The 24373-nt window shown below is 67.7% G+C and carries 19 protein-coding genes; 3 read left to right on the plus strand and 16 right to left on the minus strand.

The genetic code is table 11. The features are described 5' to 3' along the window. Positions 1-3 precede the first annotated feature (3 nt). The 4 genes from ACXJJ9_RS11145 to tilS form a co-directional block, all read right to left on the minus strand. On the minus strand, positions 4-1815 hold the full coding sequence (locus ACXJJ9_RS11145) for a CHASE2 domain-containing protein (RefSeq protein ID WP_457097248.1): 1812 nt from the start codon (positions 1813-1815) through the stop codon (positions 4-6). A gap of 72 nt (positions 1816-1887) precedes the next feature. After that, entirely contained in the window at positions 1888-2769 is an 882-nt protein-coding gene (locus ACXJJ9_RS11150) for a polyprenyl synthetase family protein (protein ID WP_457097249.1), read from the minus strand. Next, on the minus strand, positions 2762-3040 hold the full coding sequence (locus ACXJJ9_RS11155; RefSeq protein ID WP_457097250.1) for an exodeoxyribonuclease VII small subunit: 279 nt from the start codon (positions 3038-3040) through the stop codon (positions 2762-2764). Before ACXJJ9_RS11155 ends, ACXJJ9_RS11150 begins: the two co-directional genes overlap by 8 nt. Before the next feature lie 31 nt (positions 3041-3071). Next, positions 3072-4373 carry a tRNA lysidine(34) synthetase TilS gene (gene tilS / locus ACXJJ9_RS11160; RefSeq protein ID WP_457097251.1) on the minus strand — a complete coding sequence of 434 codons (1302 nt, stop codon included), beginning with the start codon at positions 4371-4373 and terminating at the stop codon, positions 3072-3074. A 132-nt stretch (positions 4374-4505) separates the two neighbouring features. On the opposite strand from tilS, the gene ACXJJ9_RS11165 reads away from it, so the two are divergent. After that, complete coding sequence (locus tag ACXJJ9_RS11165; protein WP_457097252.1) at positions 4506-5660, plus strand: alpha/beta fold hydrolase; 1155 nt, start codon at positions 4506-4508, stop codon at positions 5658-5660. Between the two features lie 63 nt (positions 5661-5723). Here the strand turns inward: ACXJJ9_RS11165 and ACXJJ9_RS11170 are convergent, their stop codons facing one another. From ACXJJ9_RS11170 to ACXJJ9_RS11185, 4 genes are all read right to left on the minus strand, one after another. Then, a complete protein-coding gene (locus tag ACXJJ9_RS11170; protein WP_457097253.1) occupies positions 5724-6683 on the minus strand; it encodes an acetyl-CoA carboxylase carboxyltransferase subunit alpha in 960 nt (319 codons plus the stop codon). A 135-nt stretch (positions 6684-6818) separates the two neighbouring features. Beyond that, complete coding sequence (gene dnaE / locus ACXJJ9_RS11175) at positions 6819-10349, minus strand: DNA polymerase III subunit alpha (protein WP_457097254.1); 3531 nt, start codon at positions 10347-10349, stop codon at positions 6819-6821. Between the two features lie 167 nt (positions 10350-10516). Next, positions 10517-11176 (minus strand): hypothetical protein, encoded by a 660-nt coding sequence (locus ACXJJ9_RS11180; protein ID WP_457097255.1) that lies wholly within the window; start codon positions 11174-11176, stop codon positions 10517-10519. 248 nt (positions 11177-11424) lie between these two features. After that, positions 11425-12072 carry a hypothetical protein gene (locus tag ACXJJ9_RS11185; RefSeq protein WP_457097256.1) on the minus strand — a complete coding sequence of 216 codons (648 nt, stop codon included), beginning with the start codon at positions 12070-12072 and terminating at the stop codon, positions 11425-11427. A gap of 144 nt (positions 12073-12216) precedes the next feature. Here ACXJJ9_RS11185 and ACXJJ9_RS11190 point away from each other — a divergent pair, with 144 nt between their 5' ends. Next, positions 12217-14448: a winged helix-turn-helix domain-containing protein gene (locus ACXJJ9_RS11190; RefSeq protein WP_457097257.1), complete on the plus strand. Its 2232-nt coding sequence runs from the start codon at positions 12217-12219 to the stop codon at positions 14446-14448. Between the two features lie 40 nt (positions 14449-14488). Further along, positions 14489-14806 carry a hypothetical protein gene (locus ACXJJ9_RS11195; RefSeq protein ID WP_457097258.1) on the plus strand — a complete coding sequence of 106 codons (318 nt, stop codon included), beginning with the start codon at positions 14489-14491 and terminating at the stop codon, positions 14804-14806. Between the two features lie 36 nt (positions 14807-14842). On the opposite strand, the gene ACXJJ9_RS11200 is transcribed toward ACXJJ9_RS11195, so the two are convergent. From ACXJJ9_RS11200 to ACXJJ9_RS11235, 8 genes are all read right to left on the minus strand, one after another. After that, the gene (locus tag ACXJJ9_RS11200; protein WP_457097259.1) at positions 14843-15484 is read right to left on the minus strand and encodes a ribonuclease HII; all 642 of its coding nucleotides are present in this window, start codon (positions 15482-15484) and stop codon (positions 14843-14845) included. Positions 15485-15531: 47 nt separating this feature from the next. Next, on the minus strand, positions 15532-16701 hold the full coding sequence (gene lpxB / locus ACXJJ9_RS11205) for a lipid-A-disaccharide synthase (RefSeq protein WP_457097260.1): 1170 nt from the start codon (positions 16699-16701) through the stop codon (positions 15532-15534). A gap of 14 nt (positions 16702-16715) precedes the next feature. After that, on the minus strand, positions 16716-17510 hold the full coding sequence (gene lpxA, locus ACXJJ9_RS11210; protein WP_457097261.1) for an acyl-ACP--UDP-N-acetylglucosamine O-acyltransferase: 795 nt from the start codon (positions 17508-17510) through the stop codon (positions 16716-16718). Further along, positions 17507-17965 carry a 3-hydroxyacyl-ACP dehydratase FabZ gene (fabZ, locus tag ACXJJ9_RS11215; protein ID WP_457097262.1) on the minus strand — a complete coding sequence of 153 codons (459 nt, stop codon included), beginning with the start codon at positions 17963-17965 and terminating at the stop codon, positions 17507-17509. Before fabZ ends, lpxA begins: the two co-directional genes overlap by 4 nt. Before the next feature lie 86 nt (positions 17966-18051). Further along, positions 18052-19101: a UDP-3-O-(3-hydroxymyristoyl)glucosamine N-acyltransferase gene (lpxD, locus tag ACXJJ9_RS11220; RefSeq protein ID WP_457097263.1), complete on the minus strand. Its 1050-nt coding sequence runs from the start codon at positions 19099-19101 to the stop codon at positions 18052-18054. Positions 19102-19117: 16 nt separating this feature from the next. Further along, positions 19118-21634 carry an outer membrane protein assembly factor BamA gene (bamA, locus tag ACXJJ9_RS11225; protein WP_457097264.1) on the minus strand — a complete coding sequence of 839 codons (2517 nt, stop codon included), beginning with the start codon at positions 21632-21634 and terminating at the stop codon, positions 19118-19120. Between the two features lie 145 nt (positions 21635-21779). Then, entirely contained in the window at positions 21780-23144 is a 1365-nt protein-coding gene (rseP, locus tag ACXJJ9_RS11230; RefSeq protein WP_457097265.1) for an RIP metalloprotease RseP, read from the minus strand. 34 nt (positions 23145-23178) lie between these two features. Then, a complete protein-coding gene (locus tag ACXJJ9_RS11235; protein ID WP_457097266.1) occupies positions 23179-24351 on the minus strand; it encodes a 1-deoxy-D-xylulose-5-phosphate reductoisomerase in 1173 nt (390 codons plus the stop codon). Positions 24352-24373 lie beyond the last annotated feature (22 nt).

Genomic DNA, 24373 nt, shown 5'->3' on the forward strand with positions numbered 1-24373 from the left:
AGGCTACCTGGAGGACAACGTATTCCGCGCCGAAAGCGGCCATTCCGTGCGTTCCGCCAGCAACCTGCCGAGCGTGCCACGCACCTTCGCGCGCGCGTCGAAAAAATCCTTGTCCCGATCGCCTGTTTCACTGAACAAGATGGCCACATGCACGCTGCCGTCATCGGGCAGTACGTCGTCGTGTGCGATCAGGTGCGCATGCAGGCCGTCGAGTTCGCGTTCCGCGGCGGCTGCCGCGGTTACCCGGTCGGGCGCCGACCAGACGAGCACGGTCACGTCCTCCATCGCCTCCCATAGCCAGCTCTTGCGCTCGACCACGCCGTCCAGCATCACCGCGTCGAGGCCGCCGTGCACGTAACGGCGCAGCCGGCGGCGATATTCGCGCAGGCGCCGCTCCAGTGCGCGGGGATTCACGTGGGGGTCGGGCACGAATCGCACGCGCGCGAAGGCCAGGACGCGATCGCGGGCGGGATCGAACTGCTTGCGGAAGTCGTTGTTGCCGATGGCGCGTCCGCGTTGCACGGCTGCGTACAGCCGGCAAAGGCCGAAGTACAGGCTGACGAAGCCGATCGCGGCGAAGATGTCGAAGAACACGCGGAATGCGGTCAGTCCCACGAACGCCGCAACCAGCAGCACCAGGTTGGTGGCAACGAAGACGTCGTCGATCTCGTAGGCCGGTTCACCGCGGAAGAAGGCAAACGTGGTCAACAGCAGCAGCAGCGCCGCCAGCGCGTACTTGAGCCACGCCGGGGGCAGCCAGATCGCGCTTCCCGCCAGCAGCGCCTCGGTGGCTTCCGCATGCACCTCGACGCCCGGCATCAATCCCGCGGGCGTGGGCTTGGCATCGTTCAGTCCGGCCGCGGTGTAGCCCACCAGCACGGTGCGGCCAGACAGCGCGGGCAGGGGTTCGGATGGAGGGCGGCAGATGGGCCGGCCCGTGAGCAGGTCGGCGGCGCTCACGAAGGGCAGCTTGCTGCGCGTGCGCCAGTCGATGCGGACGCTGTCGGGAAACGCCGCCATCGCTTTCGCGTTGCCGCCGGTGGCCAACCGCAGCGGCATCGATGCCAGCGCCCAGTCACCCACCCGCTCGTGCAGCGGCACGTCGCGCAGCACGCCATCGCGTCCGCGCGCCACGTTCAGCAAGGCGCTGTTTTTTGCCATGGCCTTGCCATAGGGCAGCAACAGCGCAACCGGCGGATCGTTGCGCGGTGACGCTACCAGCGGATACGACGACGGTGCCTGCGAAGCGTGCAGCCGCGAACCCGGATCGTAGTCCGGATGCAATCGGGTCGTGCCGAACACGAAGCGGCCCGCCCCGCCTTCGGCGATGGCATCGAGGGTGGTGTCGCCCAGCGGGTCCTGGGCCGACGCGTCGGCGAACTGCACGTCGAATCCGACCGCGCGCACACCGGCGCGATCGAGGGCGTCGATCAGGTCCGCATGCAGTTGCCGGCTCCACGGCCAACCACCGGCGCCCTGTTCGCGCATGTACTGGATCGAGCACTCGTCGATCTCGACCACGACCACCTTGCGCGACGGCTTGGGTTCCCACGGGCGGAAACCGATGATCTGGTCGAAGATCGCATCCTCGGCGGAAGCGAGCTGGCGGTCATGCTGCCAGTCCCAGGCCAGCCATCCCAGCGCACCCAGCGCCAGCAGCGGGAAGAAGGCGTAGCGCAGGCGCAGCGCGACCAGCGCGTACACGCGCCGATAGCGCTGCTGCATCGCCCCCCAGAAATCGATGAACGAGTGCCCGAGCCGCGCCATTGCGGCTTCGAACAGCGACTCGATGCGCTGGAAGATCGATTTCCGCAAACCATGCCCCGGAAGCGCTGGTGTGCACTATGCGGCTGAGCATCGACGCTGCTTCAAGCAGGTGTCAAGCGATTAACGGTCGCGCTGGATTACCTGGTTAGCGAGCGCTTCGAGCTTGCCGGCACGGGATCCCAGCGGCGCCAATGCATCGCGCATGGCCTGCGCGAGTTCGTGCAGGCGCGCACGCGACGCCTCGATGCCGATCAGCGACGGAAACGTCGCCTTGGCCTGGGCCGCGTCCTTGCCCGCGGTCTTGCCGAGGGTGGCGCTGTCGCCCTCGAGGTCGAGCAGGTCGTCGCGGATCTGGAAGGCAAGGCCGAGGGCATCGCCAAACCGGTCCAGGCGCTGCAGGGTGTCCGCATCGACCGCGGCGGCGAGGGCGCCGAGCCGCACCGATGCACGCAGCAACGCTCCCGTCTTGAGCGCGTGCAAGCGTTGCAGGTCCTCGATGCGCATCGCATCCGCATTGCCGGTCGCGGCGATGTCGAGGGCCTGTCCGCCGCACATGCCCCGGGGACCGCTGGCGATCGCCAGTTCGCGCAGCATGGCCACGCGCGCGTCCGCACCCACGGGGGCATCGGCCAGCAGTTCGAAGGCGAGCGACTGCAGGGCATCGCCGGCGAGGATGGCGGTGGCTTCGTCGAATGCGACGTGCACGGTCGGCTTGCCGCGGCGCAGGCTGTCGTCGTCCATCGCCGGCAGGTCGTCGTGGACCAGCGAGTACGCATGGATCAGCTCGACCGCCGCCGCTCCGGCATCGAGTTCGGTTTCGCTCGCGCCAAACGCCGTGCCGGTGGCGTACACCAGCAGTGGCCGCATCCGCTTGCCGCCATCGAGCGCCGCATGGCGCATGGCGGCATGCAGCCGCTGCGGTGGATCGGTGGCGAGTGGGAGCGCGCGGTCGAGCACGGCTTCAATCCGCAGCCGCCACGCGGCGAAGGACGGATCAGGCATCGGGCGCGAACGGCTCGGCGCTGGCCGGGTCCTGCGGATCGCTGAGCAGGCGCACGCGCAGTTCGGCCTGTTCCAGCGCGGTCTGGCATTTGCGGTAGAGGCCGACGCCACGCTCGTACGCGGCCAGCGATTCTTCCAGGCTCATGTCGCCACGTTCCATCTGCTCGACCAGTTGCTCGAGCGCGTCCAGCGATTGCTCGAAGGCAGCGACGGGAGAAACGGCAACCGACGAAGCGGCAGTCGTGTCGGAAGGGGTTTTCTGGGCGGCCATGGCGAAAGTTTGAGGGCCGGGTGCAGGCGGGTCAATCGCGCTGCCACACCAGCCGGGCGCCGCGCTCGCGCAGCCACGCGTCGAAGCCGGCGGAATACGCGACGTCCCCGGCCGCCAGCAGTTCCCCCGCAGAGCTGGACAGCAGCGGCAGGTGATCGCGCACCCACGGCGGCACGCCCAGATCCTGCAGGACGTGCTTGAGGGCGTGCGAATGCTCCCGTCGCGGCAGGGTGATGCGTTCGCCGCCCCGGCGCGCGTGCACGATGCACGGCGCGTCCAGGCCGGGTGCACCGGCCAGGGCGAGCCGCGAACCATCCGGCAGCAGCAGCGGCGCGGCGCCGTCCCAGGCCTGCTGCCAGTCGTCTGGCAGCGGTGGTTGGGCCGTGCCGGCGTACAGCAGGTCGCGCCATGCCCGGACTTCAGCGTATTGCCACTGGAAGCGCGGCTCGGCATCGATGCGGCCGGCCAGGAGTTCGGCTTCGATCCGCGCGATGCCTGCGGCCGGCAACGACGGCAGGCCGAGTGCCTCGATCCAGCGGCGCAGGACGCGTGCGCGGCGCGCTGCGGGCAGGGCGAGAAGCGCATCCTTCGACAACACCTGCGCATCGGCCGTGCGGGCCTGCGCCAGGCCGCGGTCGTCCTCATTCGCAAGCAGGTCGGCCGCTTCGGTACTCAACAGGGCGGAGCGCGCGAACGCCACGTCGACGTTCGGCCAGCGTTCGCGCAACAGCGGCAGTACGTGCCGGCGCAGGAAATTGCGGTCGAAACTCACATCGGCGTTGCTGGGATCCTCGATCCAGCGCAGGCCGTGTGCCCGGGCGTAGGCGAGCAGTTCCGTGCGCGAACAGGCGAGCAGGGGTTTCCACAGCCAGCCGCGGGAGTAGCGGCGCCACGGGCGCATCGCGCCCAGTCCATCGACGCCGGAGCCACGCAGGGCGCGCAGCAGGAAGGTTTCCGCCTGGTCATCGCGATGATGGGCGAGGACCAGCACTTCGTCGTCGCCCAGTTCGGCGGCGAAGGCGACGTGGCGGGCGTCGCGGGCCGCGGCTTCCGGACCCATGCCATCGTCGCGCCTGACCTCGACGCGCACGCTGCGCAGCGGCACCTGCAGCGCGGCACATTCCGCTTCGCAATGAAGCATCCAGGCATCGGCGTCGGCATGCAGGTCGTGGTGGACGTGCAGGGCGCGCAGGCCGCGCGCCCGCGCGTCCGGCAGGATCGCCAGTGCATGCAGCAGCACCATCGAATCCAGTCCGCCGCTCAGGCCAACGACCAGTGCGGCGTCACCGGTCTGGGGCAGTGCGGAGGCCGGAATGAGCGGCGTGGCTGTCATCGCCGCATCGTATCGCGCCGCAGGCATGGATCACCGTTGCCGCACGGACGGAATGGGTTGCAGTGACCGATGACACGTCGGCCGGCGGCGCGGACGCGACAGAATGGTCGTACAAACTCCAGGAGGAAGCATATGCGGCTATACGGACTTGTCTTCATCGCTCTGATCGCGGTTGCCGGCATGGGGACGCCCGCAAAGGCCGCCGATGCAACGCCATCCGGCCCCAGGCCTTTCAGCCGCGACGCCGCCCGCGCCATCGTGGCGCAGAGCCGCAGGATCGTCTCGCCGCTGGGCATCGAAGAGCTGAAGCAGACCGAGATCAACGGCATCAAGCAATGGATCTCGGTCCGTGGCAACGATCGGCGCAATCCGATCCTGCTGTACGTGCACGGCGGCCCTGGCGCTGCGGAAATGGTGGAGTCCTACGGCTATCAGCGGCCATGGGAGGACTTCTTCACCGTCGTGCAATGGGACCAGCGTGGCGCCGGCAAGACCTATGCATCCAATGCGCCCGAGGCGATGGCGCCGGGCATGACCATCGACGGCATGGTCAGCGATGCGGAGGCGGTGATCCGCTATCTGATGAGCACCTACGGCAAGAAGAAGATCTTCGTGCTCGGCCACTCCTGGGGCAGCGTGGTGGGCCTGGAAATCGCCCGCCGGCATCCGGAGTGGCTGCACGCTTACCTTGGCGCTGGCCAGATCGCCAACCAGCGCGAAAGCGAGGCGGTCGGCTATCGCTGGGCGCTCGCGCAGGCCCGCGCCGAGAACAACGCGGAGGCGATCCGCGACCTGGAAGCGCTGGCGCCGTATCCGGGGCCCAGCGGGCAGCTGACGATCGAGCGCATCGGCGCGCAGCGGCAATGGGTGATGTACTACGGCGGCCTGGCCTGGGGGCGCAAGGACTTCACGCCGTTCGACGACGCGCGGAAGCTGTCACCCGATTACAGCGACGAGGAAGTGGTCGCGATCGACAAGGGCAGCCTGTTCTCGCTGACCTACCTGCTGCCACCGCTGGAGTCGATCGACTATGCGAAGGTGACGCGACTCGATTGCCCGTTCTTCCTCTTCAACGGCCGCCATGACTATTCGACGTCACACGAAGTCGCGGCAGGCTGGTTCGCGCATGTGGCAGCGCCAACCAAGCGCATGTTCTGGTTCGAGAATTCGGCGCACATGATGATGCAGGAGGAGCCGGGGCGGTTCCTGATGCACCTGGTCAACGACGTGCGTCCGCTGGCCGTGCGTGCGGGTGATGCGCCGCCGGACGAGCCGGCAGCAGAGTAAGGCGCATGAAAAAAGCCGCCGGTTGCGAAACCGACGGCTTTCTCCTGGATCCGTCACCGACGATCAGGCGGCTTCGTAGGCACCGTAGCTGCGCAGGCGCTTGTAGCGGCGATCCAGCAGTTCGGCGACCGGCACCTGTTCCAGCGCGTCGAGCTCATTCATCAGCACGGCCTTCAGGCGCTTGGCCATCTGGGTCGGATTGCGATGCGCGCCACCGATGGGCTCGCGCACGATCTTGTCGATCAGGCCGTGTTCCTTCAAGCGCTTGGCGGTCATGCCGAGCTGCTCGGCGGCGTCCTTCGCTTTCTCCGCGGTCTTCCACAGGATCGACGCGCAGCCTTCCGGCGTGATCACCGAGTAAGTGCTGTATTCGAGCATCAGCGTGCGGTCGCCGACGCCGATCGCGAGCGCGCCGCCGGAACCGCCTTCGCCGATCACGGTGCAGATGATCGGCACCTTCAGTTCGGACATCTCCAGCAGGTTGCGGGCGATGGCTTCGGACTGGCCGCGTTCCTCGGCATCGATGCCCGGCCAGGCGCCGGCGGTGTCGATGAAGGTGAGGATGGGCAGCCTGAAGCGCTCGGCCAGCTTCATCAGGCGCAGCGCCTTGCGGTAGCCCTCGGGCTTGGGCATGCCGAAGTTGCGCCTGACCTTGGCCTTGGTGTCGCGGCCCTTCTCGTGGCCGATCACGACCACGCTGCGGCCGTCGATGCGGGCGAGGCCGCCGACGATCGCGTTGTCGTTGGCGAAGGCGCGGTCACCGGCGAGTTCCTGGAACTCGTCGCAGATCACGCGCAGGTAATCCAGCGTGTAGGGACGCGAGGGATGGCGCGACAGCTGCGAGACCTGCCACGGGGTCAGGTCGCGGAAGATGTGGGCGGTGCGCAGGCGCAGCTTTTCGCGCAGCGCATGCACTTCGGCATCGACATTGACCGCCGGGCCATGGCTGGCGTGCAGCACTTCCTGGATGCGGGCTTCCAGGTCGGCGATGGGTTGTTCGAAGTCGAGGTAGTTCGGGTTCATGCGTTGGCCGGGGCCGGTGAAGGCGGCAAGTTTAGCCGAGGTCGGCGAAAGGGGCCGTACGGGGGTGTCTGGGGGCCGCTTCCCGGCGCGAACTGTGACGCAGCACGGCGCTGCGGCGCCTGTTTGGGAGGTCTGTTACCAGGGGCGGGAGAACGCCAGCTTCACCGTGCGCACGCCGGGCTGCGAGCGCAGCGCGCCGGGGAGGTCGGCATCGACGCGGATCGAATGCGTTCCGTTGAGGTCGAGCATGCCGGCCACGCCCTCGCGCAGCAGGTCCAGGCGCAGCGGCGTGGAGCCGGGGCGGTGCTTGGCCAGCAATGCGTCCACGCGCGACCAGGTGCCCGGTACGCGCAGGTCCAGGCGCAGCGACAGGCGTTGCGCATGCTTCGGACAGAGCTGCGAATAGTCCCAGCAGCGCTGTGCCTTCAAGGCAAAGCCGCCGCTGAAGGCGTCTTCGCGCAGGCCGCCCTGCACGATCAGCAGGCGGTCGCGCGCGATCAGCTGCGCGAACTCGTTGTAGGTCTCGGCGAAGAAGGCGCACTCGAGGCGGCCGCGGCCGTCCTCGATCTGCACGAACATCTGGCTGTCGCCTTTCTTGCGCAGGCCCACGACCTGTCCTGCCACGACCGTTTCAAGTTCCGGGCGCCAGCCGCTGCGTGCGCTTTCCGGGCGCGATTCCCAGATGCGTTCGAGGTCGCCGAGGTCGTGGCCGACCAGCGCGCGCAGTTCGTCGCGATACGGATCGAAGGGGTGGCCGCTGAGGTAATGGCCGAGCGTGTCGCGTTCGCCGCCCAGCAGCTGCACCAGCGGCCATTCGTCGGTTTCGCGCAATTCGATGTGCAGCGCGGGGGCCGCGCTTTCCATGCCGCCGAAGAGTGAGTTCTGCCCGGCTTCGCGTTCGCGCGCGAGCTGCTCGGTCGCCTTCACCACCTCCGGCATCTGCAGCATCAGGCTGGCGCGGTTGCGGCCGAGCTTGTCGAGTGCGCCGGCCTGGATCAGCGCTTCGAGCGCGCGCTTGTTGAGCTTGCTGCTGTCGACGCGCTTGCAGAAATCGAGCAGGTCGGTGAAACGCCCGTTTGAAGCCGCGCCGGCACGGCGCGCCTCGACGATCGCCTCGCAGGCGCCGCGGCCCACGCCCTTCACTGCGCCGATGCCGTAGCGGATGGTGTCGGGTGTCGTTGCCTCGAACATGTACGCCGACGCGTTCACGTCCGGTGGCAGCACGGTCAGGCCCATCACGCGGGTTTCGTCGAGGAAGCCCACGACCTTATCGGTGTTGTCCATGTCCGACGACAGCACCGCGGCCATGAACTCGGCCGGGTAGTGCACCTTCAGCCATGCGGTCTGGTAGGCGACCAGCGCGTAGGCCGCCGAGTGCGACTTGTTGAAGCCGTACTCGGCGAACTTCTCCATCAGGTCGAAGATCGGGCTCGCCTGTCGCGCCGGGATGCCGCGTGCCAGGCAGCCTTCCTCGAACTTGGCGCGTTCCTTCGCCATCTCCTCGGGCTTCTTCTTGCCCATCGCGCGACGCAGCATGTCGGCGCCGCCGAGCGTGTAGCCGGCCAGCACCTGTGCGATCTGCATCACCTGTTCCTGGTACACGATGACGCCGTAGGTCGGCGCCAGCACCGGCTCCAGCGAATCGTGCGGATAGGTGACCGCGGCGTTGCCATGCTTGCGGTCGACCCAGTCGCGGTCCATCCCCGAACCCAACGGGCCGGGACGGAACAACGCGGCGAGCGCGATGATGTCCTCGAAGGTGTCGGGCTTCGCGCGCTTGAGCAGCTCGCGCATGCCGCGCGATTCGAACTGGAACACCGCCACCGAATCGCCGCGCGCGAACAGCTCATAGGTCGGCTTGTCGTCGAGCGGCAGCGTGGTGATGTCGAGCGCTTCGAGGCCTTCGCGCGCGCGGCGCACGTTGATCGCCTTCACCGCCCAGTCGATGATCGTGAGCGTGCGCAGGCCGAGGAAGTCGAACTTCACCAGACCGACGGCTTCGACGTCGTCCTTGTCGAACTGGGTGACCGGATTCCTGCCGCGGCCTTCGCCGTCGTGTTCGGCGAACAGCGGGCAGAAGTCGCTGAGCGGCGAGGGCGCGATCACCACGCCGCCGGCGTGCTTGCCGGCGTTGCGGGTCAGGTCCTCGAGGCTGCGCGCCAGGTCGAGCAGGTCGCGGACGTCGTCTTCGGCGTGGTAGCGCTGGATCAGCTCGGCCGAGGCGAGGTTGCTGTCCTTCTTCGCGGCCTCCGACTCGCCCAGCGCATCGTCTAGGCAGATGCCCAGCGTGTTCGGGATCAGCTTGGCGATGCCGTCGACCATGCCGTAGGGGTGGCCGAGCACGCGCCCGGCGTCCCGCACCACCGCCTTCGCGGCCATGGTGCCGTAGGTGATGATCTGCGAGACGCGGTCGCGGCCGTACTTGCGCGCGACGTAGTCGATGACCTCGTCGCGGCGGTCCATGCAGAAGTCGATGTCGAAGTCGGGCATCGACACGCGTTCGGGGTTGAGGAAGCGCTCGAACAGCAGGTCGTACGGCAGGGGATCGAGGTCGGTGATCCCGAGTGCCCACGCCACCAGCGAGCCGGCGCCCGAGCCGCGTCCCGGACCGACCGGGATGCCCTGCGCCTTACCCCAGTTGATGAAGTCCGCGACGATCAGGAAGTAGCCGGGGAACCCCATCTTGATGATGACGTCCAGCTCGGTTTCCAGGCGCGCGTCGTATACCTCGCGGCTCTTGCCAGGCGCGAGCGGATTCTTTTCCAGTCGTTCGGCCAGGCCTTCGCGCGCGGAACTGCGCAGCCACGATTCGATCGTATGGTCGCTCGGCACCGGGAATGCGGGCAGTGCGTACTCGCCCAGCTTCATCGTGACGTTGCAGCGCGTCGCCAGTGCGACCGCGTTGTCGATCGCGTCGGGAATGTCGGCGAACAACACCGCCATTTCCTCGGACGATTTGAGGTACTGCTCGGCGCTGTATTCCTTCGGCCGCTTGGGGTCGTCGAGCACGCGGCCGGAGGCAATGCACACGCGAGCCTCGTGGGCCTCGAAGCCCTCGGCATCGAGGAAACGCACGTCGTTGCTCGCGACCAGCGGGATCCCGCGGCGCGTCGAGGCATGCACGGCGAATGCGTTGAACGCATCCTCGCCTTCGCGGCCGCTGCGGGTCAGCTCCAGGTGCAGGCGGTCGCCGAATACTTCGCGCCAGTCCGCCAGCGCGGCCTCGGCCAGCTCGTGGCGATGCGTGCTGACCAACTGTCCCGCCAGGCTCTTGCGGCCGACCAGCGCGAACAGGCCGCCGTTGTCTTCGCGCAGCCATTCCGGGCGCAGCGCCACGCCGTCGATGCGATGGCCTTCCATCCATGCGCGGGAGAGCAGGCGCGACAGGGTCAGGTAGCCGCTGCGGTCGCGGCACAGCAGGGTCATCCGCGCCGGGCTCTCGTTGCCGTCGGCCAGGCCGACATCGGCGCCGATGATCGGCTTGAGGCCCGCGCCCTCGGCCGCCTTGTAGAACTTGACCGCCGCGAACAGGTTGTCGATGTCGGTGATCGCCACCGCCGGCTGGCCGAGCTTCGCGCAGCGTTTCACCAGCTCGCCGATGCGGATCGTCGAGTCGGCGAGCGAGTACTCGCTGTGCAGGTGGAGGTGGACGAAACGTGCGGACATGCGGGCCGGAACGAACTGGTCCCGCAGGTTAACAGCCGGGGCGCGAGCGGACGAGATTTGACTTTCGAGCCCGGCTTTCCCACGGCGCGCTCTCCCACGGCGCGCGGGGATGCGGCGCAATCACGTGCGCGACAGCCATTGCCGCTGGCCGGACCCCCGCGCCGCCTTTAGGGGAGAGGAGACCCGGTTACGCGCAACGGTCCTTCCGGGGTGCGCCCATTGGCGAAATGCTCGTCCTCCATGCGCGTGTTCTGTCGCAGCAGTTCGATTTCGGCCAGGCGGTCGCGCAGCCAGGCATTGCGCTGCTGTTCCGGGGTGCCTGCGGGGTGCTCGGTTTGCCGGTACTGGCAGAAGTCGCGGTATTCGTCGGCTTCCCCGGCGAAGGTGGGCCACGCCAGTTCGATCAGCAGCACGTCGTCGAGGCGCCCGAGCAAGGGCAGACGATCAGGGATCAGGTCGTCCTCGCGATCGATGTAGGCCAGCAGCTTGTTGATCCGCAGGCGAGTGGCGTCATCGCAGTCCCATGCGGGGTCGTCGAGCAGCGCGCGCAGTTCGTCCATGCGGTTCAGGCGTGCATCGAGTTCCTCGCGCGCCTCTTCCTCCGGCAACGACAGCAGCCATGCCGCGAGTTGCTGCAGGCGTGGTGGATCGACACGGGCGGCATCGGGGTAGAGGTCGTGGACGAGTTCATCGAATCGAGCGACCGCAGGCGCCGACAGCGCCATTTCGGGGAAGCCCGCCGGCGCGCCCAGGTCGTCGACGAGACCGCCGCGGAAGTGTTCGAACGGCAGGGGATGGGCGGTGGGTGTGGGATGAGGCATGCGCATGGGGGCACCTCGCTTCCGGCCATGTCCGACGGGAGTCTCCCTCGCGGAGCCGCGCTGCGGCCGGTGCTTGCACGGCCCCTGTCCGGGGATGCGGAAATCATGCGCCAGTGCGGCGGGCAGGGAAGCGACCTCCGACGGACGGTTCAGCAGGGCTATGCCTTGCTGACTACGCCGGATGCCCTCCCCGGAGAAAAAGCGAGGCCGCCGGTGAAGGCGGCCTCATTGGCGCCGTCCCTGGCTGCCCACGTTCAGTGGACGATGAATCGGGTTGCCAGCTGGGGCAGGTAGCTGCTTTCGCGAATGCAGCGGCGCTGCTTTTCGAGGACATACTCGGCTTGGCGGGCATCCTCCCAGTCATCGCGGGAGAAATTGAAGCCGCCGATGTCCCGGCCGCGCAGGGAGGCTTCCATCGAGCGCACCCGGCAATAGTCGAGGAAGGACGCGACCTCGTACTGCAACGATGGCCAGGCGGCCTCCACGGCGATGGCGTCGTCCAGGTGTCCTACCGTCGGCAGCGTGTTGGGCAGTAACTGGTAGCGGCCGGTGGCGTAATGCACCATCAGGGACGCGACATTGCCGGCGTCGTCGACGGGTTGCCACTGGACGTCGTCGAGCATCCGGGCGGCCGCTTCGAGGCGCTTCATGCGTTGCAGGATGCAGGCTGGCTCGCCGGTTCCCGCTGCGCTGTCGCGCAGTTCACGCGCGGCCGTTGCGAGCCGGTCGCAGTCCAATGGAGCGGCCCGACGGCCCAGACGGGCAAGCAGGGCGTTGAAGCGGTCGACCGACGCCGCGGTCAAATGGAAGTTGTCTATGCAGTGGCGACGGCCCGGTGCCATCGGCGACGGCTGGTCGAGGATGGCAGGCAGCGGAATCGTGGCGGTAAGCATGGCGTTCATGGCAAAGGCTCCGTGGGGATGTGGGCACGCCGCGTTTTCGGCGTGGGGCCAGCATCCGTCTGTGCTGCAACCCGGTCATGACGCTCGTAAGACCCGTGTCGCAAGCTTCGGCGAGGTTGCCGAGGCATTCATGAGGTTTTGCTGATGGATGCAGGAGGGCATGCGGCAGGCGCCAAAAACGGGGGCGACGGCTACCGTTTCGGCCCGTTCCTGGTGGATGCCGCGGCATACACGCTGACGCGCGACGGCGAGTTGCAGGCGCTGGAGCCCAAGGCCCTCGCGGTGCTGCTGCACCTTCTCCGCCACGCCGGTGAACTGGTCAGGCACGACGAGCTGCTGGATGCGGTGTGGGGACATCGCCATGTCACGCCCGGCGTGCTCACGCGGGCGATCGCGCAACTGCGGCATGTGCTCGACGACGACTCCCACCATCCCCAGTACATCCAGACCCAGCACGGTCTGGGATACCGCTTCATTGGTGAGCTCAGGTCCTGGCCCGAGGCGGATGGACCGCCCGCGCACGCCACGGTCGCACCCGCAGCAGAAACCAAACCGGCGCGAGTCCGCGAGGACGGGATGGCGGGTGACACCCATCAGGCGGCGACGGTGGATATCTCCGCATCGACGGCAACGGCGGCCCTGCCCAGGCCTGTCCGCGTTCCGGCGCGCAGGCGCTGGCGCCGCGCATGGCTGCTTGCCGCACTGCTGCTGGCCGGTTCGGGCGGCTGGATTCTCTATCGCGTATCGCCGCGTGCGCCCACGCTCCCGAGCGAGGCGTCGATCGCCGTCCTGCCTTTCACCAGCCTCAGTCAGGACCAGGACGACAGCTACTTCGCCGAAGGCCTGGCAGTGGAACTGCACAGCGCGCTCGCGGGCGTACCGGGGCTCAAGGTGGCCGCATGCCGGGCGCGCAGCGCCTGCGGCATGCGCGGCGCCGATGCCCGCAAGCTCGGCAAGCTGTTGGGCGTGGCGACCGTGCTCGATGCGGACGTGCGCCGCGAGGGCCGGCAGGTACGAGTGAATGCGCGGCTTACGGACACCCGTACGGGCTACACGCTGTGGTCGGGCAGCTATGACAGGCAGCTCAACGGGGTTTTCGCCCTGCAGAGCCAACTGGCCGGTGACGTCGTGAAATCGTTGCTGGGGGTGCTGCCGCGGGAGCGCGACACGCAGGCGTTGGCGCAACGGCTCGCACCGACGCGCAATGTCGCCGCCTACGACGCCTACCTGCACGGCGTGCAGCAGTTGGAACACCGCGACGACAGCGATGGCAAGGGCGGTGCCCGCGCGATCGGTTTCTTCAGTGAGGCGTTGGCGGCCGATCCCAGCTTCGCCCGCGCGCAGGCCGGCATCTGCCGCGCGGAAATCATCGAGTTCGAAGGCGCACATGACGCCGCCGCGTTCGAGCGCGCGCAGGCCGCCTGCCAGCGGGCGGCCACGATGGACCCCAGCCTGCGCGAGGTGAGCCTGGCACTGGGCGACCTGTACCGGGCGCGCGGCGACAACGCGCAGGCGGTGGAGCAATACGGCAAGGCCCTGGACGCGCTCGCCTTGCGGCCCGATGCCTACGTCGGGCTCGCGCGCGCGGAATCGGCGCAGGGCAACAACGATGTCGCCCTCGACTACTTCGAGCGCGCCCGCCAGTTGCGTCCGGGCGACCCGAATACCTATCGCGCGCTCGGCTTCGAACACTACGTGCAGGGCAACATGCCCAAGGCGATTTCAGGATTCGCGACGGCGGCCACGCTCGCTCCCGACGACGAGGACATCTGGGCCAGCCTGGGCGGCCTCTACATGGTCAGCGGAGACGCCGCCCGCGCCGCCGATGCCTATACGCGGTCGTTGAAGATCAAGCCGAACTACGTGGCGCTGGCCAACCTGGGTTCCCTGCGCTACGAACAGGGCCACTATGCCGAAGCCGCGGACCTCTACCAGCGCGCATCCCTGATGGATAGCAGCGACTATCGGACCTGGGGCAACCTCGGCGACGCGCTGTCCGCGGTGCCGGCCACCGCCTCGCAGGCGCGCGCACCCTACGAACGTGCCGCGCGCATGGCGCAGGAGTACGTCGACATCAAGCCCAGCGATGCGCATGCCATCGCCGTGCTCGCCTGGTACCGCGCGAACCTCGGCCAGGAACCGGAGGCGCGCAGGCTGATCGAGCGGGCGAATGCCTTGAATGTGGAAGAGGGGGAGGTCGCGTTCTGGGCGGCGCAATCGCTGGCCCTGCTCGGCGATCCGGATGGTGCCCGCACGTGGGCGCAGCGCGCCTGCGACGGCGGGATCAATACGCAGCGGTTGGAAGCTTCGCCGCTGCTCAAACCCTTGTTGGCCGGCATAACGCCACGACAGCAGACGGTTGGGAAAGACCGCTGACCCCCTGGCCCAGCGGACGGGCATGAATAGGAGAACAAAAATGAAGAATATGCCCCCGTCCGAGACGTCGATCGCGATTCAAGTGGATGCAGCGACCGGCAAGCCAAGCGCGAAGCCCGACAGCGCCTGGGTCAGCCCCAACGGCACGATCGTCTGGACCAGCGCGGAGCCGTTCGAGATCATCCTCAAGCTCCTTTGGGCGAACGAGCGGGTCTTGAAGAAGTCGGGCAAGGCGGGCGACAAGCACGAACTGAAAGTCACCGCCGGCGCGATCAACGGCCGGTACTCCTACGGCATCAAGGTCGGCGACCAGGAAGTGGATCCGGACGTCATCATCGGGCCGAAATCAAACCAGTAGGCCGCTGCTTGTCCGGGCGTCCTGCGGCTCGACCCCTCAGGACGCTTCGAACAGATCCGCCTGCGCGAGCCTGACCGGCATGAAGCTGCGCCGGTGGTGCGGGCACGGGCCGTGCGTCTTCAGCGCGGCCAGATGGGCGGGCGTGGAGTAGCCCTTGTGCTCGGCGAAACCGTACTGCGGCCATTGCTGGTGCAACTCGCGCATGTAGCGGTCGCGCGACACCTTGGCGAGGATCGAAGCCGCCATGATCGCGCGGTCGCGCGCGTCGCCACCGATCCAGGCCTCGCCCGGGCGGCACAGGCCGGGCGGCACGATGTTGCCGTCGATGCGGGCGGCATCGGCGGCATGCGCCACGCCTTCGAGGGCGCGGCGCATGCCCGTGAGCGTGGCCTGCAGGATGTTGATGCGGTCGATTTCCTCGACCTCGATGAATTCGATGCGGTAGGCCAGGGCGCGCTGCACGATGCGTTCGAACAACACTTCGCGGCGTTCGGGATCGAGCTGCTTGGAATCGTCCAGCCCGTTGACCGGCGTGCGCCCGGGCGCGAATACCACCGCGGCGACCACGACCGGCCCGGCCAGCGGACCGCGTCCGGCTTCATCGATGCCGGCGATGCGCGGGGTGCGCGGCGCGAGCGGTGAAGATTCGATCGGCGAGGCAGGCGGGTCGATCAGCATCGTGGCTTACCGGGGCGTCGCGGCGAGCGTGCGCGGTCGGTGCACATTCACGCAAGCGTGGCCGGGCGCGCCGGCAGCAGTTCCGCAACCGCGTCGGCGGCGCGCGCCGAGGCGTCCTGGCGCAACTGCAGGTGCAGCTCGCGGAAGCGGGGTTGGATCCGCGCCGTCGCTTCGGTATCGCGCAGCATCGCCAACGTCGCCTCCGCCAGTTTCTCCGGCGTGCAGTCGCGCTGCATGAGTTCGGGAACGATGCGCTCACCGGCCAGCACGTTGGGCAGCGAGTAGTTCCTGACCTTCAGCATCCCCAGGCCCTTCACCAGGGCATAGGTGACCGGCGCGACCTTGTAGGCGACCACCATGGGCCGCTTGGCCAGCATCGCCTCCAGCGTGGCGGTGCCCGAAGCCAGCAGCACCACGTCGCTGGCGATCATCAGGCGACGCGCGTTGCCGACGAGGATGCGCATGGATGACCGCAGCCTTTCGTAGTCGCGATGCGCGCCGAGCAGTTTGCGGAAGGCGAGGTTCGTCGGCGAGTTCGCGATCGGCACCACCACCTGCAGGTCCGGCACCTCTTCCAGTACGCGGGCTGCCGCGGCGAGGAAGGTCGGCGCCAGCCGCTCGATTTCACCGACCCGCGAGCCCGGCAGCAATGCGAGCACAGGGCGGTCGGGATCGATGCCCAGTTGCTCGCGCGTCGCGGCGCGATCGGGATCGAGGGGCATTTCGTCCGCGAGCGGGTGGCCGACGAAGCGTGCATCGACGCGATGCTTCGCATAGATCGGCGGTTCCATCGGGAACAGGCACAGCACGCGCGAGGCCGACTGGCCGATCTTCGCCGCGCGGCCCTCGCGCCATGCCCAGACCGAGGGACTGACGTAATGCACCGTGCGGATGCCGCGCTTCTTCAGCCACTTCTCCACGCCGAGGTTGAAATCCGGGGCGTCGATGCCGATGAACACATCCGGCTTCCATGCCAGCACGCGTTCGCGCAGCGCGCGACGAACGCGCAGCAGGCGAGGCAGGTGCCTGAGCACTTCGGACAGCCCCATCACCGCGAGTTCGGAGTCGTCGAACCAGGTGTCCATGCGCGCAGCCCGCATGGCATCGCCACCGATGCCCGCGAATTGCGCATCGGGGTAGCGCTTGCGCAGTTCGGCGATCAGGCCGGCGCCGAGGAGGTCGCCGGAGGCTTCGCCTGCGACGAGGGCGATCCGCATCAGGAGTCCTCTTCTTAGCGCAGCAGCGGCCGCTCGCCGCTTTCGATGAAGTCCAGGAACGCGCGCACGTCGGCGCTGTCGCGGGCGATCTCCGCCAGCCTGGCGCGCGCTTCGTCGAGCGTGCTGCCCGACATGTACAACGCCCGGTAGGCGCGCTTGATCGCACCGATGCGGTCGCTGTCGAAGCCGCGGCGCTTGAGCCCTTCGCTGTTGATGCCCCGCGGCTTCCCATAGCCTTCCTGGGCGACCATCAGATAGGGCGGCACGTCGCCGTTGACGAACGCGCCCATGCCGATGAACGCATGCGCGCCGATGCGGCAGAACTGGTGGATGCCGGCGAAGCCGCTGAGGATGACGTGGTCGCCCACGGTCACATGGCCGGCCAGCGTGGCGTTGTTGGAAAACACGCAGTGGTTGCCGACGTGGCAGTCGTGCGCGACGTGCGTATAGGCGAGGAACCAGTTGTCGTTGCCGATGCTGGTGGTGTTGCCACCCCCGCTGGTGCCGCGGTTGACGGTGCAGAACTCGCGGAAGACGTTGCGGTCGCCGATGGACAGTTCCACGCGTTCGCCCGCGTATTTCTTGTCCTGCGGTTCGCCGCCGATCGCGCAGTGGCCCATGAAGCGGTTGTCGCGGCCGATCCTGGTCGGACCCAGCACGCTGCAATGCGGGCCGAAGCTGGTGTTGTCGCCGACTTCGACGCCTTCGCCGATGTAGCAGAACGGACCGACGCGCACGCCCGCGCCAAGTTTCACGCCGGCTTCGACGACGGCGGTGGGATGGACCACGGGCGGAGTCGTCGCGGTCATGCCTCGTTCTTGACCTCGGCGCAAAGGATCTCGGCGCTGGCGGCTACCTCGCCATCGACCCGGGCGACGCCGACGTACAACGCCATGTTGCGGATGGTGCGCTTGAGCGTGACGTCGAGTTCGAGCCTGTCGCCGGGCACCACCATCCTGGCGAAACGGGCGTTGTCCACCTTGACCAGGTAGAACAGGTTGCCCTTGGTGTCATGGCCCGACAGCTGGGTGAGCAGGCCGCCGGCCTGCGCCAACGCCTCGATGACCAGCACGCCCGGCATCACCGGATGGCCCGGGAAATGGCCGTTGAAGAAGGGCTCGTTGCAGGTGACGTTCTTGTACGCCAGCACGCGCTTGTGCGGCTCCAGCTCCACCACGCGATCCACCAGCAGGAACGGATAGCGGTGCGGCAGTAGCTTCTGGATGGTGGTCACGTCGACCGGTAGTTGCACGGGCTGGGTCATCATCATTTCCTGGCGCACGGAAGGCGCGAAGCGAATCTGCAATTATCCCGCTTCGGCGTCACATGCGCGTCCGTATGGCGCGCAGATTAGCGCGATTGATCGTCCGGGTCTTCCGGGTCCTTCCCGACTTGTCCCCGCCCGATGCGGCGGGCAAGGGCATCCAGCTGCTTGAAGCGCGCGGCGTTCCTGCGCCAGCTGCGGTTGTCCATCAGCGGGGTGCCGGAGGAGTATTCACCGGGCTCGCGGATGGAGTGGGTCACCAGGCTCATCGCCGTGACCATGACCTTGTCGCAGACTTCGAGGTGGCCCAGCACGCCCGCGCCACCGCCGATGAGGCAGTAGCGCCCGATCCTGGCGCTTCCGGCCACGGCCGCGCAGCCCGCCATCGCGGTATGCGCGCCGATGAAGGCGTTGTGGCCGATCTGGATCTGGTTGTCGAGGCGCACGTCTTCCTCGAGCACGGTGTCCTCGATCGCGCCGCGGTCGATCGTGGTGTTGGCGCCGATCTCGCAATCGTCGCCGATGGCCACGCCACCCAGTTGCGGCACGTTCAACCACTTGCCGCCTTCCATCGCCAGGCCGAAGCCTGCGGCGCCGAGCACCGCGCCAGCATGCACGGTCACGCGCTGGCCCAGGCGCACGCGCGTGACCAGGGTGACGCGCGCGACGAGTTCGCTGCCGGCGCCGACCACGCAGTCATCGCCGATCACGCAGCCGGGACCAATCACGGCGCCCGCTTCCACGCGGCTGCGCGGACCGATGCTGACGAACGCGCCCACATGGGCGCTGGGGTCGACATGCGCGTCGGCGGCGATGTCGGCGGATGCGTGGATACCCGCGGGACGCAGCGGCCTGGGTTCGAACAGCGCCGACATCCGGGCGAACGCAGCGTATGGATCGCGCGCGACCAGGACCGTGCCCGCGTGGCCGGTCGCGTCTTCCGCGCGCATCGTGATCACGCTCGCCTGCGATTCGGCCAGCTGGTTGCGGTACTTGCTGTTGGCCAGGAAGGCGAGCTGCCCGGCCTGCGCGCGGGCCAGCGTGCCGACGCCGTGCACGCGCACGGCGCCATCACCCTTCAGTTCGAGGCCGAAACGCTCGGCCAGTTCGGCCGCGCTGTAGGAAGGCTGGCCCACGTCGGCAAGCGCCAGGTCAGAACGTACCGCCGAAGGTGAACTGCAGGCGCTCGATCTCGTCGTTGTCTTCCTTGCGCAGCGGGAAGGCGTAGCTGATCGAGATCGGTCCCATCGGCGAGCGCCACATCAGCGCCAGGCCCGTGGAAGCGCGCAGTTCGCCCGCATCCCAGCTGTCGACGTCCTTGAAGACGTTGCCGAAGTCGACGAACGCCGAGGCGCGGGCCGCGGGCGTGTCGAGCAGGGTCGGGAAGTACATTTCCAGCGCGCCGGTGGTCTTCACCGCGCCGCCGACCGGCTGCAGGAACGTGCTGCCGGCGAACGGCGCCTCACGCGGGCCCAGCGTGTTGTCGCGGAAGCCGCGCACCGAGCGCACGCCACCGGCGTAGAAGTTCTCGAAGAAGGGCAGGCCGTCGGCGGTGACCGTTTTTTCGAAGTCGGGCGACGAGGTGATGCACGGGTCGCTCGGTGCTGGACGCGGCGGCTGGAAGTCCACTTTCCCGTCGCCATCCGTGTCCTGCGCCGGGGGCAGACTCTGGAAGCAGAGGTTGCGGGTGGTGGCGTTACCGTAGCTGTCGCCGTAGCCGAGCTCGGCGCGGGTGTTGAGCACGAGGTGGCGCGACAGCGGCCAGAACTTCGAAATGTTGTATTGGAGCTTGTAGTACTCGACGGTCGAACCCGGCAGCGTGGTTTCCAGCCAGATGCGCTGCTGCATGCCGCGCGAGGGCGTCAGCAGGTTGTCCAGCGAATTGCGCGACCAGCCCAGTTCCCCGCGCCAGGCGTGGAACGTTTCGGCGTCGAGTGCCTTGAGGTAATCGACAATCGGTGCCGGCGTGCTGTTTGTGATGTTGATCTTGTTCGTGTCGATGCCGAACAGGCCGGAAATCGTATCGGTCTCGCTGATCGGGAAGCCCAGTACCACCTGGCCGGCGCCGCTGTCGCTGTTGTACTGCGCGGTACCGAAGTCGGAGTAATCGAGCGAGCGCCACCACACGTTGTAGCCCAGCGTCATCCCGTTATCGAGGAAGTACGGGTTGAGGAACGAGAAGTCGTAGCGCGACTGGTAGGAGCTGCGCTGGGCCTGTACCGACACGCGGTTGCCGGTGCCGAGGAAGTTTTCCTGCGACAGCTGGATCTGGGTGCTCAGGCCGCTGAGCTGCGAGTAACCCACGCCGAAGACGAAGCTGCCCGACGAGGTTTCCTTGACGTTGACGACGACGTCGACCTTGTCGTTGGTGCCTTCTACCGGCTTGCTCTCGATATCGACCGTCTCGAAGTAGCCCAGGCCCTGCAGGCGGATTTTGGAGCGGTCGATGGCGGCCTGCGAGTACCAGCTGCCCTCGAACTGGCGCATCTCGCGGCGCATGACCTCGTCGCTGGTGCGCGTATTGCCCTTGAACACGACGCTGCGCACATTGACGCGCGGGCCCGGCACGACCTGGAGGCTGATGCCCACGGTCTTGGCCTCGCGGTCGACATCCGGCACCGGGTTGACCTGGGCGAAGGCGTAACCGACGTTGCCCAGGGTGGCGACGATGGAGTCGGAAGTCAGTTCCAGCAGGCGACGCGAGAAGATCTGGCCTTCGTGGACCAGCACCATCGACTGCAACTCTTCCTTCGGCAGCACGGTGTCGCCGGTCAGCTGGACCGAGGACACCTTGTACTGGTCGCCCTCGCTCACGCCGGCGGTGAGGAACATGTCGCGGCGGTCGGGGCTGATCGAGACCTGCGTGGAATCGATGTTGAAATCGATGTAGCCGCGGTCGAGGTAGTAGTTGTTGAGCTTTTCCAGGTCGCCCGAGAGCTTTTCGCGCGAATACTGGTCGTCGCGGCGGTACCAGCTCAGCCAGTTGTGCTCGCCGGACTCCCACGAGTCCAGGATGTCCTTGTCGGCGAACTTCTCGTTGCCCACCAGGTTGATGTGCTGGATGCGCGCGGCCTTGCCTTCCTTCACCGTGATGGTGACATCGACGCGGTTGCGGTCCAGGCGCGACACCGACGGAGTGATCTCGACGTTGTACTTGCCGCGGTTCTGGTACTGGCGGGTGAGCTCCAGGCTCATCTTGTCCAGCACCAGGCGGTTGAAGGTGTCGCCTTCAGCCATCCCGTTTTCCTTCAGACCCTTCATCAGGTCCTCGGTCTTGATGTCCTTGTTGCCGGTGACGGTGAGCTTGTTGATCGCCGGACGTTCCTGCACGGTAACGACCAGGATGCTGCCCTGGCGGTCGATCTGGACGTCGTCGAAGAAGCCGGTCTTGTACAGCGCGCGGATGGCGGTGGCGGCCTTGGTCGAGTCGACCGTGTCGCCACGCTCGATCGGGAGGTAGGTGAAGACGGTACCCGCCGAGATGCGCTGCAGGCCGTCGACGCGGATGTCGCTGACGGTGAACGCGCCGGCGGAAGCCAGCGGCGAATTCGCCGCGGGTGCTTCGGCTGGCGCGAACGGATCGGCCGACTGTGCCAGCGCGGGAAGTGCCGGCGCCATCGCTGCAGTGAGGGCAAGGGCAAGCAGGCGGCGATTGGGAAGTCGCGTCATCATCAAATCCGGTTGGGGGTGCGGGTGCCCTGGATGGGCATCGCGGTAGAAGCGTTGGTCATCGAATCGTTGGTCGGACAAGTCCTTCCTGAACTGGTTCCCGGCCGGGTAGATCCCTCTGCGGTTTCCTTCACCGCCGTCAGCATCACCGCACCAGGTTGTTCACGATGTCGTTGTAGAACGCCAGGCCCATGAGGCCGGCGATCAAGGCCAGGCCGACAAAATTGCCGGCGGCCATCACCCGCTCACTGACCGGGCTGCCTTTGACCAGCTCGATAAGGTAATACAGCAGGTGACCGCCGTCCAAGATTGGGATCGGCAGCAGGTTCAGGATGCCCAGACTGAGCGAAAGCAGGGCAAGCAACATCAGGAAGTGCGCGGGTCCCTGTTGCGCGAAGTAGTTGCTGGCCCGCGCGATGGTGATCGGGCCCGCGACGGTATTGCGGGCTGAAACCGTGCCCCGGAAGGCCCGGGTGAACGTCGCGAACAGTTCGTGGGTCTGGTGGGCGGCCTCCGAGAATGCCGCCGGGATCGCGGCGACCGGGCCGTAGCGCAGCACCGCGTCCTTCTTTGGCTCGGATGCCACCAACTCCACGCCGAAGCCCCACTGCGGCTTGCCATCCCTGGTCCGGATCAGGGCCGGCTGCAGCGGCAAGGCCAGGCGGTCCTCGCCGCGCTGCACTTCCACCATCGCTTCGCGCTTCTCCTCGCCCAGCCGCTGCGCCAACCGGACGATGTCCTCGTACGAGAGCGTCGGCTCGCCGTCGATGGCGGTGATGCGGTCGCCCTCGGCCAGCACGCCCCAGGCGGGCTTGCCAGGAAGCACGGTGCCGATCACGGGCGCGACGGCTTCGTGCCGGCCGCGCAACCCCAACTGCTGCAACGCGCGGGTTTCGTCGAAGTCGCGGGGGAGGCGTGAGAGCCGGAACATGCGCTCGGCCTCGGTGCCGCCAGGCTCGCGCACACGGACCGTGGTGTCCTTGCGGTCCAGCGCGGCGGCAAGCAGGCCCATGCTGACCTCGCTCCACGTGGGCGTGTCGCGCCCGTCCACGCTCAGTATTTCGTCGCCCCGATGCAGCCCCGCGGCGGCGGCCATGCCTTCGGCCGCGCCCACCACCGGCGCGAAATCCGGGCGGCCGAGAACGAACATGCCCCACAGCAGCAGCACGCACAGGATCAGGTTCGCCGCCGGGCCGGCGAGGGAGATGGCCATCCGCTTCCACACCGGCTGGCGATCGTGCGACTGCGCCAGCTGGTCGGCGGGAACCGGCGTATCCGGGTCGTGTTCGCCGAGCATCTTCACGTAACCGCCCAGCGGGATCGCCGCGATCACGTATTCCGTGCCGTCCTTGCCGCGGTGCAGCCACAGCGGCTTGCCGAAGCCTACCGAGAAGCGCAGCACCTTGACGCCGCAGCGGCGCGCGACCCAGTAGTGGCCGAATTCGTGGAAGGTGACGAGCACGCCCAGGCTTACCAGCAGCCACCAGATCGAGCCAATGACCTCACTCATCATCGGCACCTCGCGTGGCGGTGGGACGCGTGCATCAGGCTACCGCCGCGCTGGCATGGCGGCGTGCGGCCGCGTCGGCTTCGCGCAGGACGTCCAGCGAGTTGGCGGCGGTGGCGGGCAACGCATCAAGGGTAGCTTCCACCAGTGCGGGAATGGACAGGAAAGCGATCCGCCGCTGAAGAAAGGCTGAAACGGCAACTTCGTTGGCGGCGTTGAGCATCGCGGGCGCGGTTCCCCCGGCCTGCAGGGCTTCGAACGCAAGCCGCAGGCAGGGGAAGGCATCGAGGTCGGGCGCTTCGAAATCGAGGCGGCCATGCTGCAGCAGGTCCAGGCCCTGCACGCCGGAGGCGATGCGCTGCGGCCAGGCGAAACCAACGGCCAGGGCGGTGCGCATGTCGGGCAATCCGAGCTGCGCGAGCGTCGAGCCATCGATGAACTCGACCAGGGAATGCACCAGGCTCTGTGGATGCACGAGCACGTCGATGGACTCGCGCGGCGCGCCGAACAGGTGGTGCGCCTCGATGACTTCGAGCCCCTTGTTCATCAACGTGGCCGAATCGACGGAAATCTTCGGGCCCATCGACCATTTGGGATGTGCGATGGCCTGTTCGGGAGTGACGCTGCCCAGTTCCGCGCGATGGCGGCCGCGGAACGGCCCGCCCGACGCGGTGAGCACGATGCGCTTGAGGCCGGCATGTGCATGGGCGTCGGGAAGGCACTGGAAGATCGCGTTGTGCTCGCTGTCGATCGGCACGATCACGGCGCCGCTGTCGTGGGCGGCCTGCATCAGCAGTTCGCCCGCGAGTACCAGCGATTCCTTGTTGGCGAGCAGCAGGCGCTTGCCTGCCTTTGCCGCGGCCAGGGTCGAAGGCAGTCCCGCGGCCCCGACAATCGCCGCGACCACGGTGTCGCAATGCTCGCTGGCGGCGAGGTCCTCGAGGGCCTGTTCGCCCGCGTGCGGCTGCGTGTCGAGCCCGGCTTCGCGAAGTCCCGTGCGCAGGGCGTCGAACTGCGTGGCATCGGCAATGACCGCGTGCAGCGGACGATGCGTGCGGCACAGCGCCAGCAGTGCATCGACCTTGCTGCCGGCGGCGAGCACCGTGGCGCGCAGGCGATCGGGGTGGCGCGCGATCACGTCCAGCGCCGACGCCCCGATCGAACCGGTGGCGCCGAACACGGCGATGTTGCGGGCAGGAAGCTGGGACATCGGATCAGATCACCGCCATGCC

The organism is Lysobacter sp. P5_B9, from assembly GCF_054049835.1.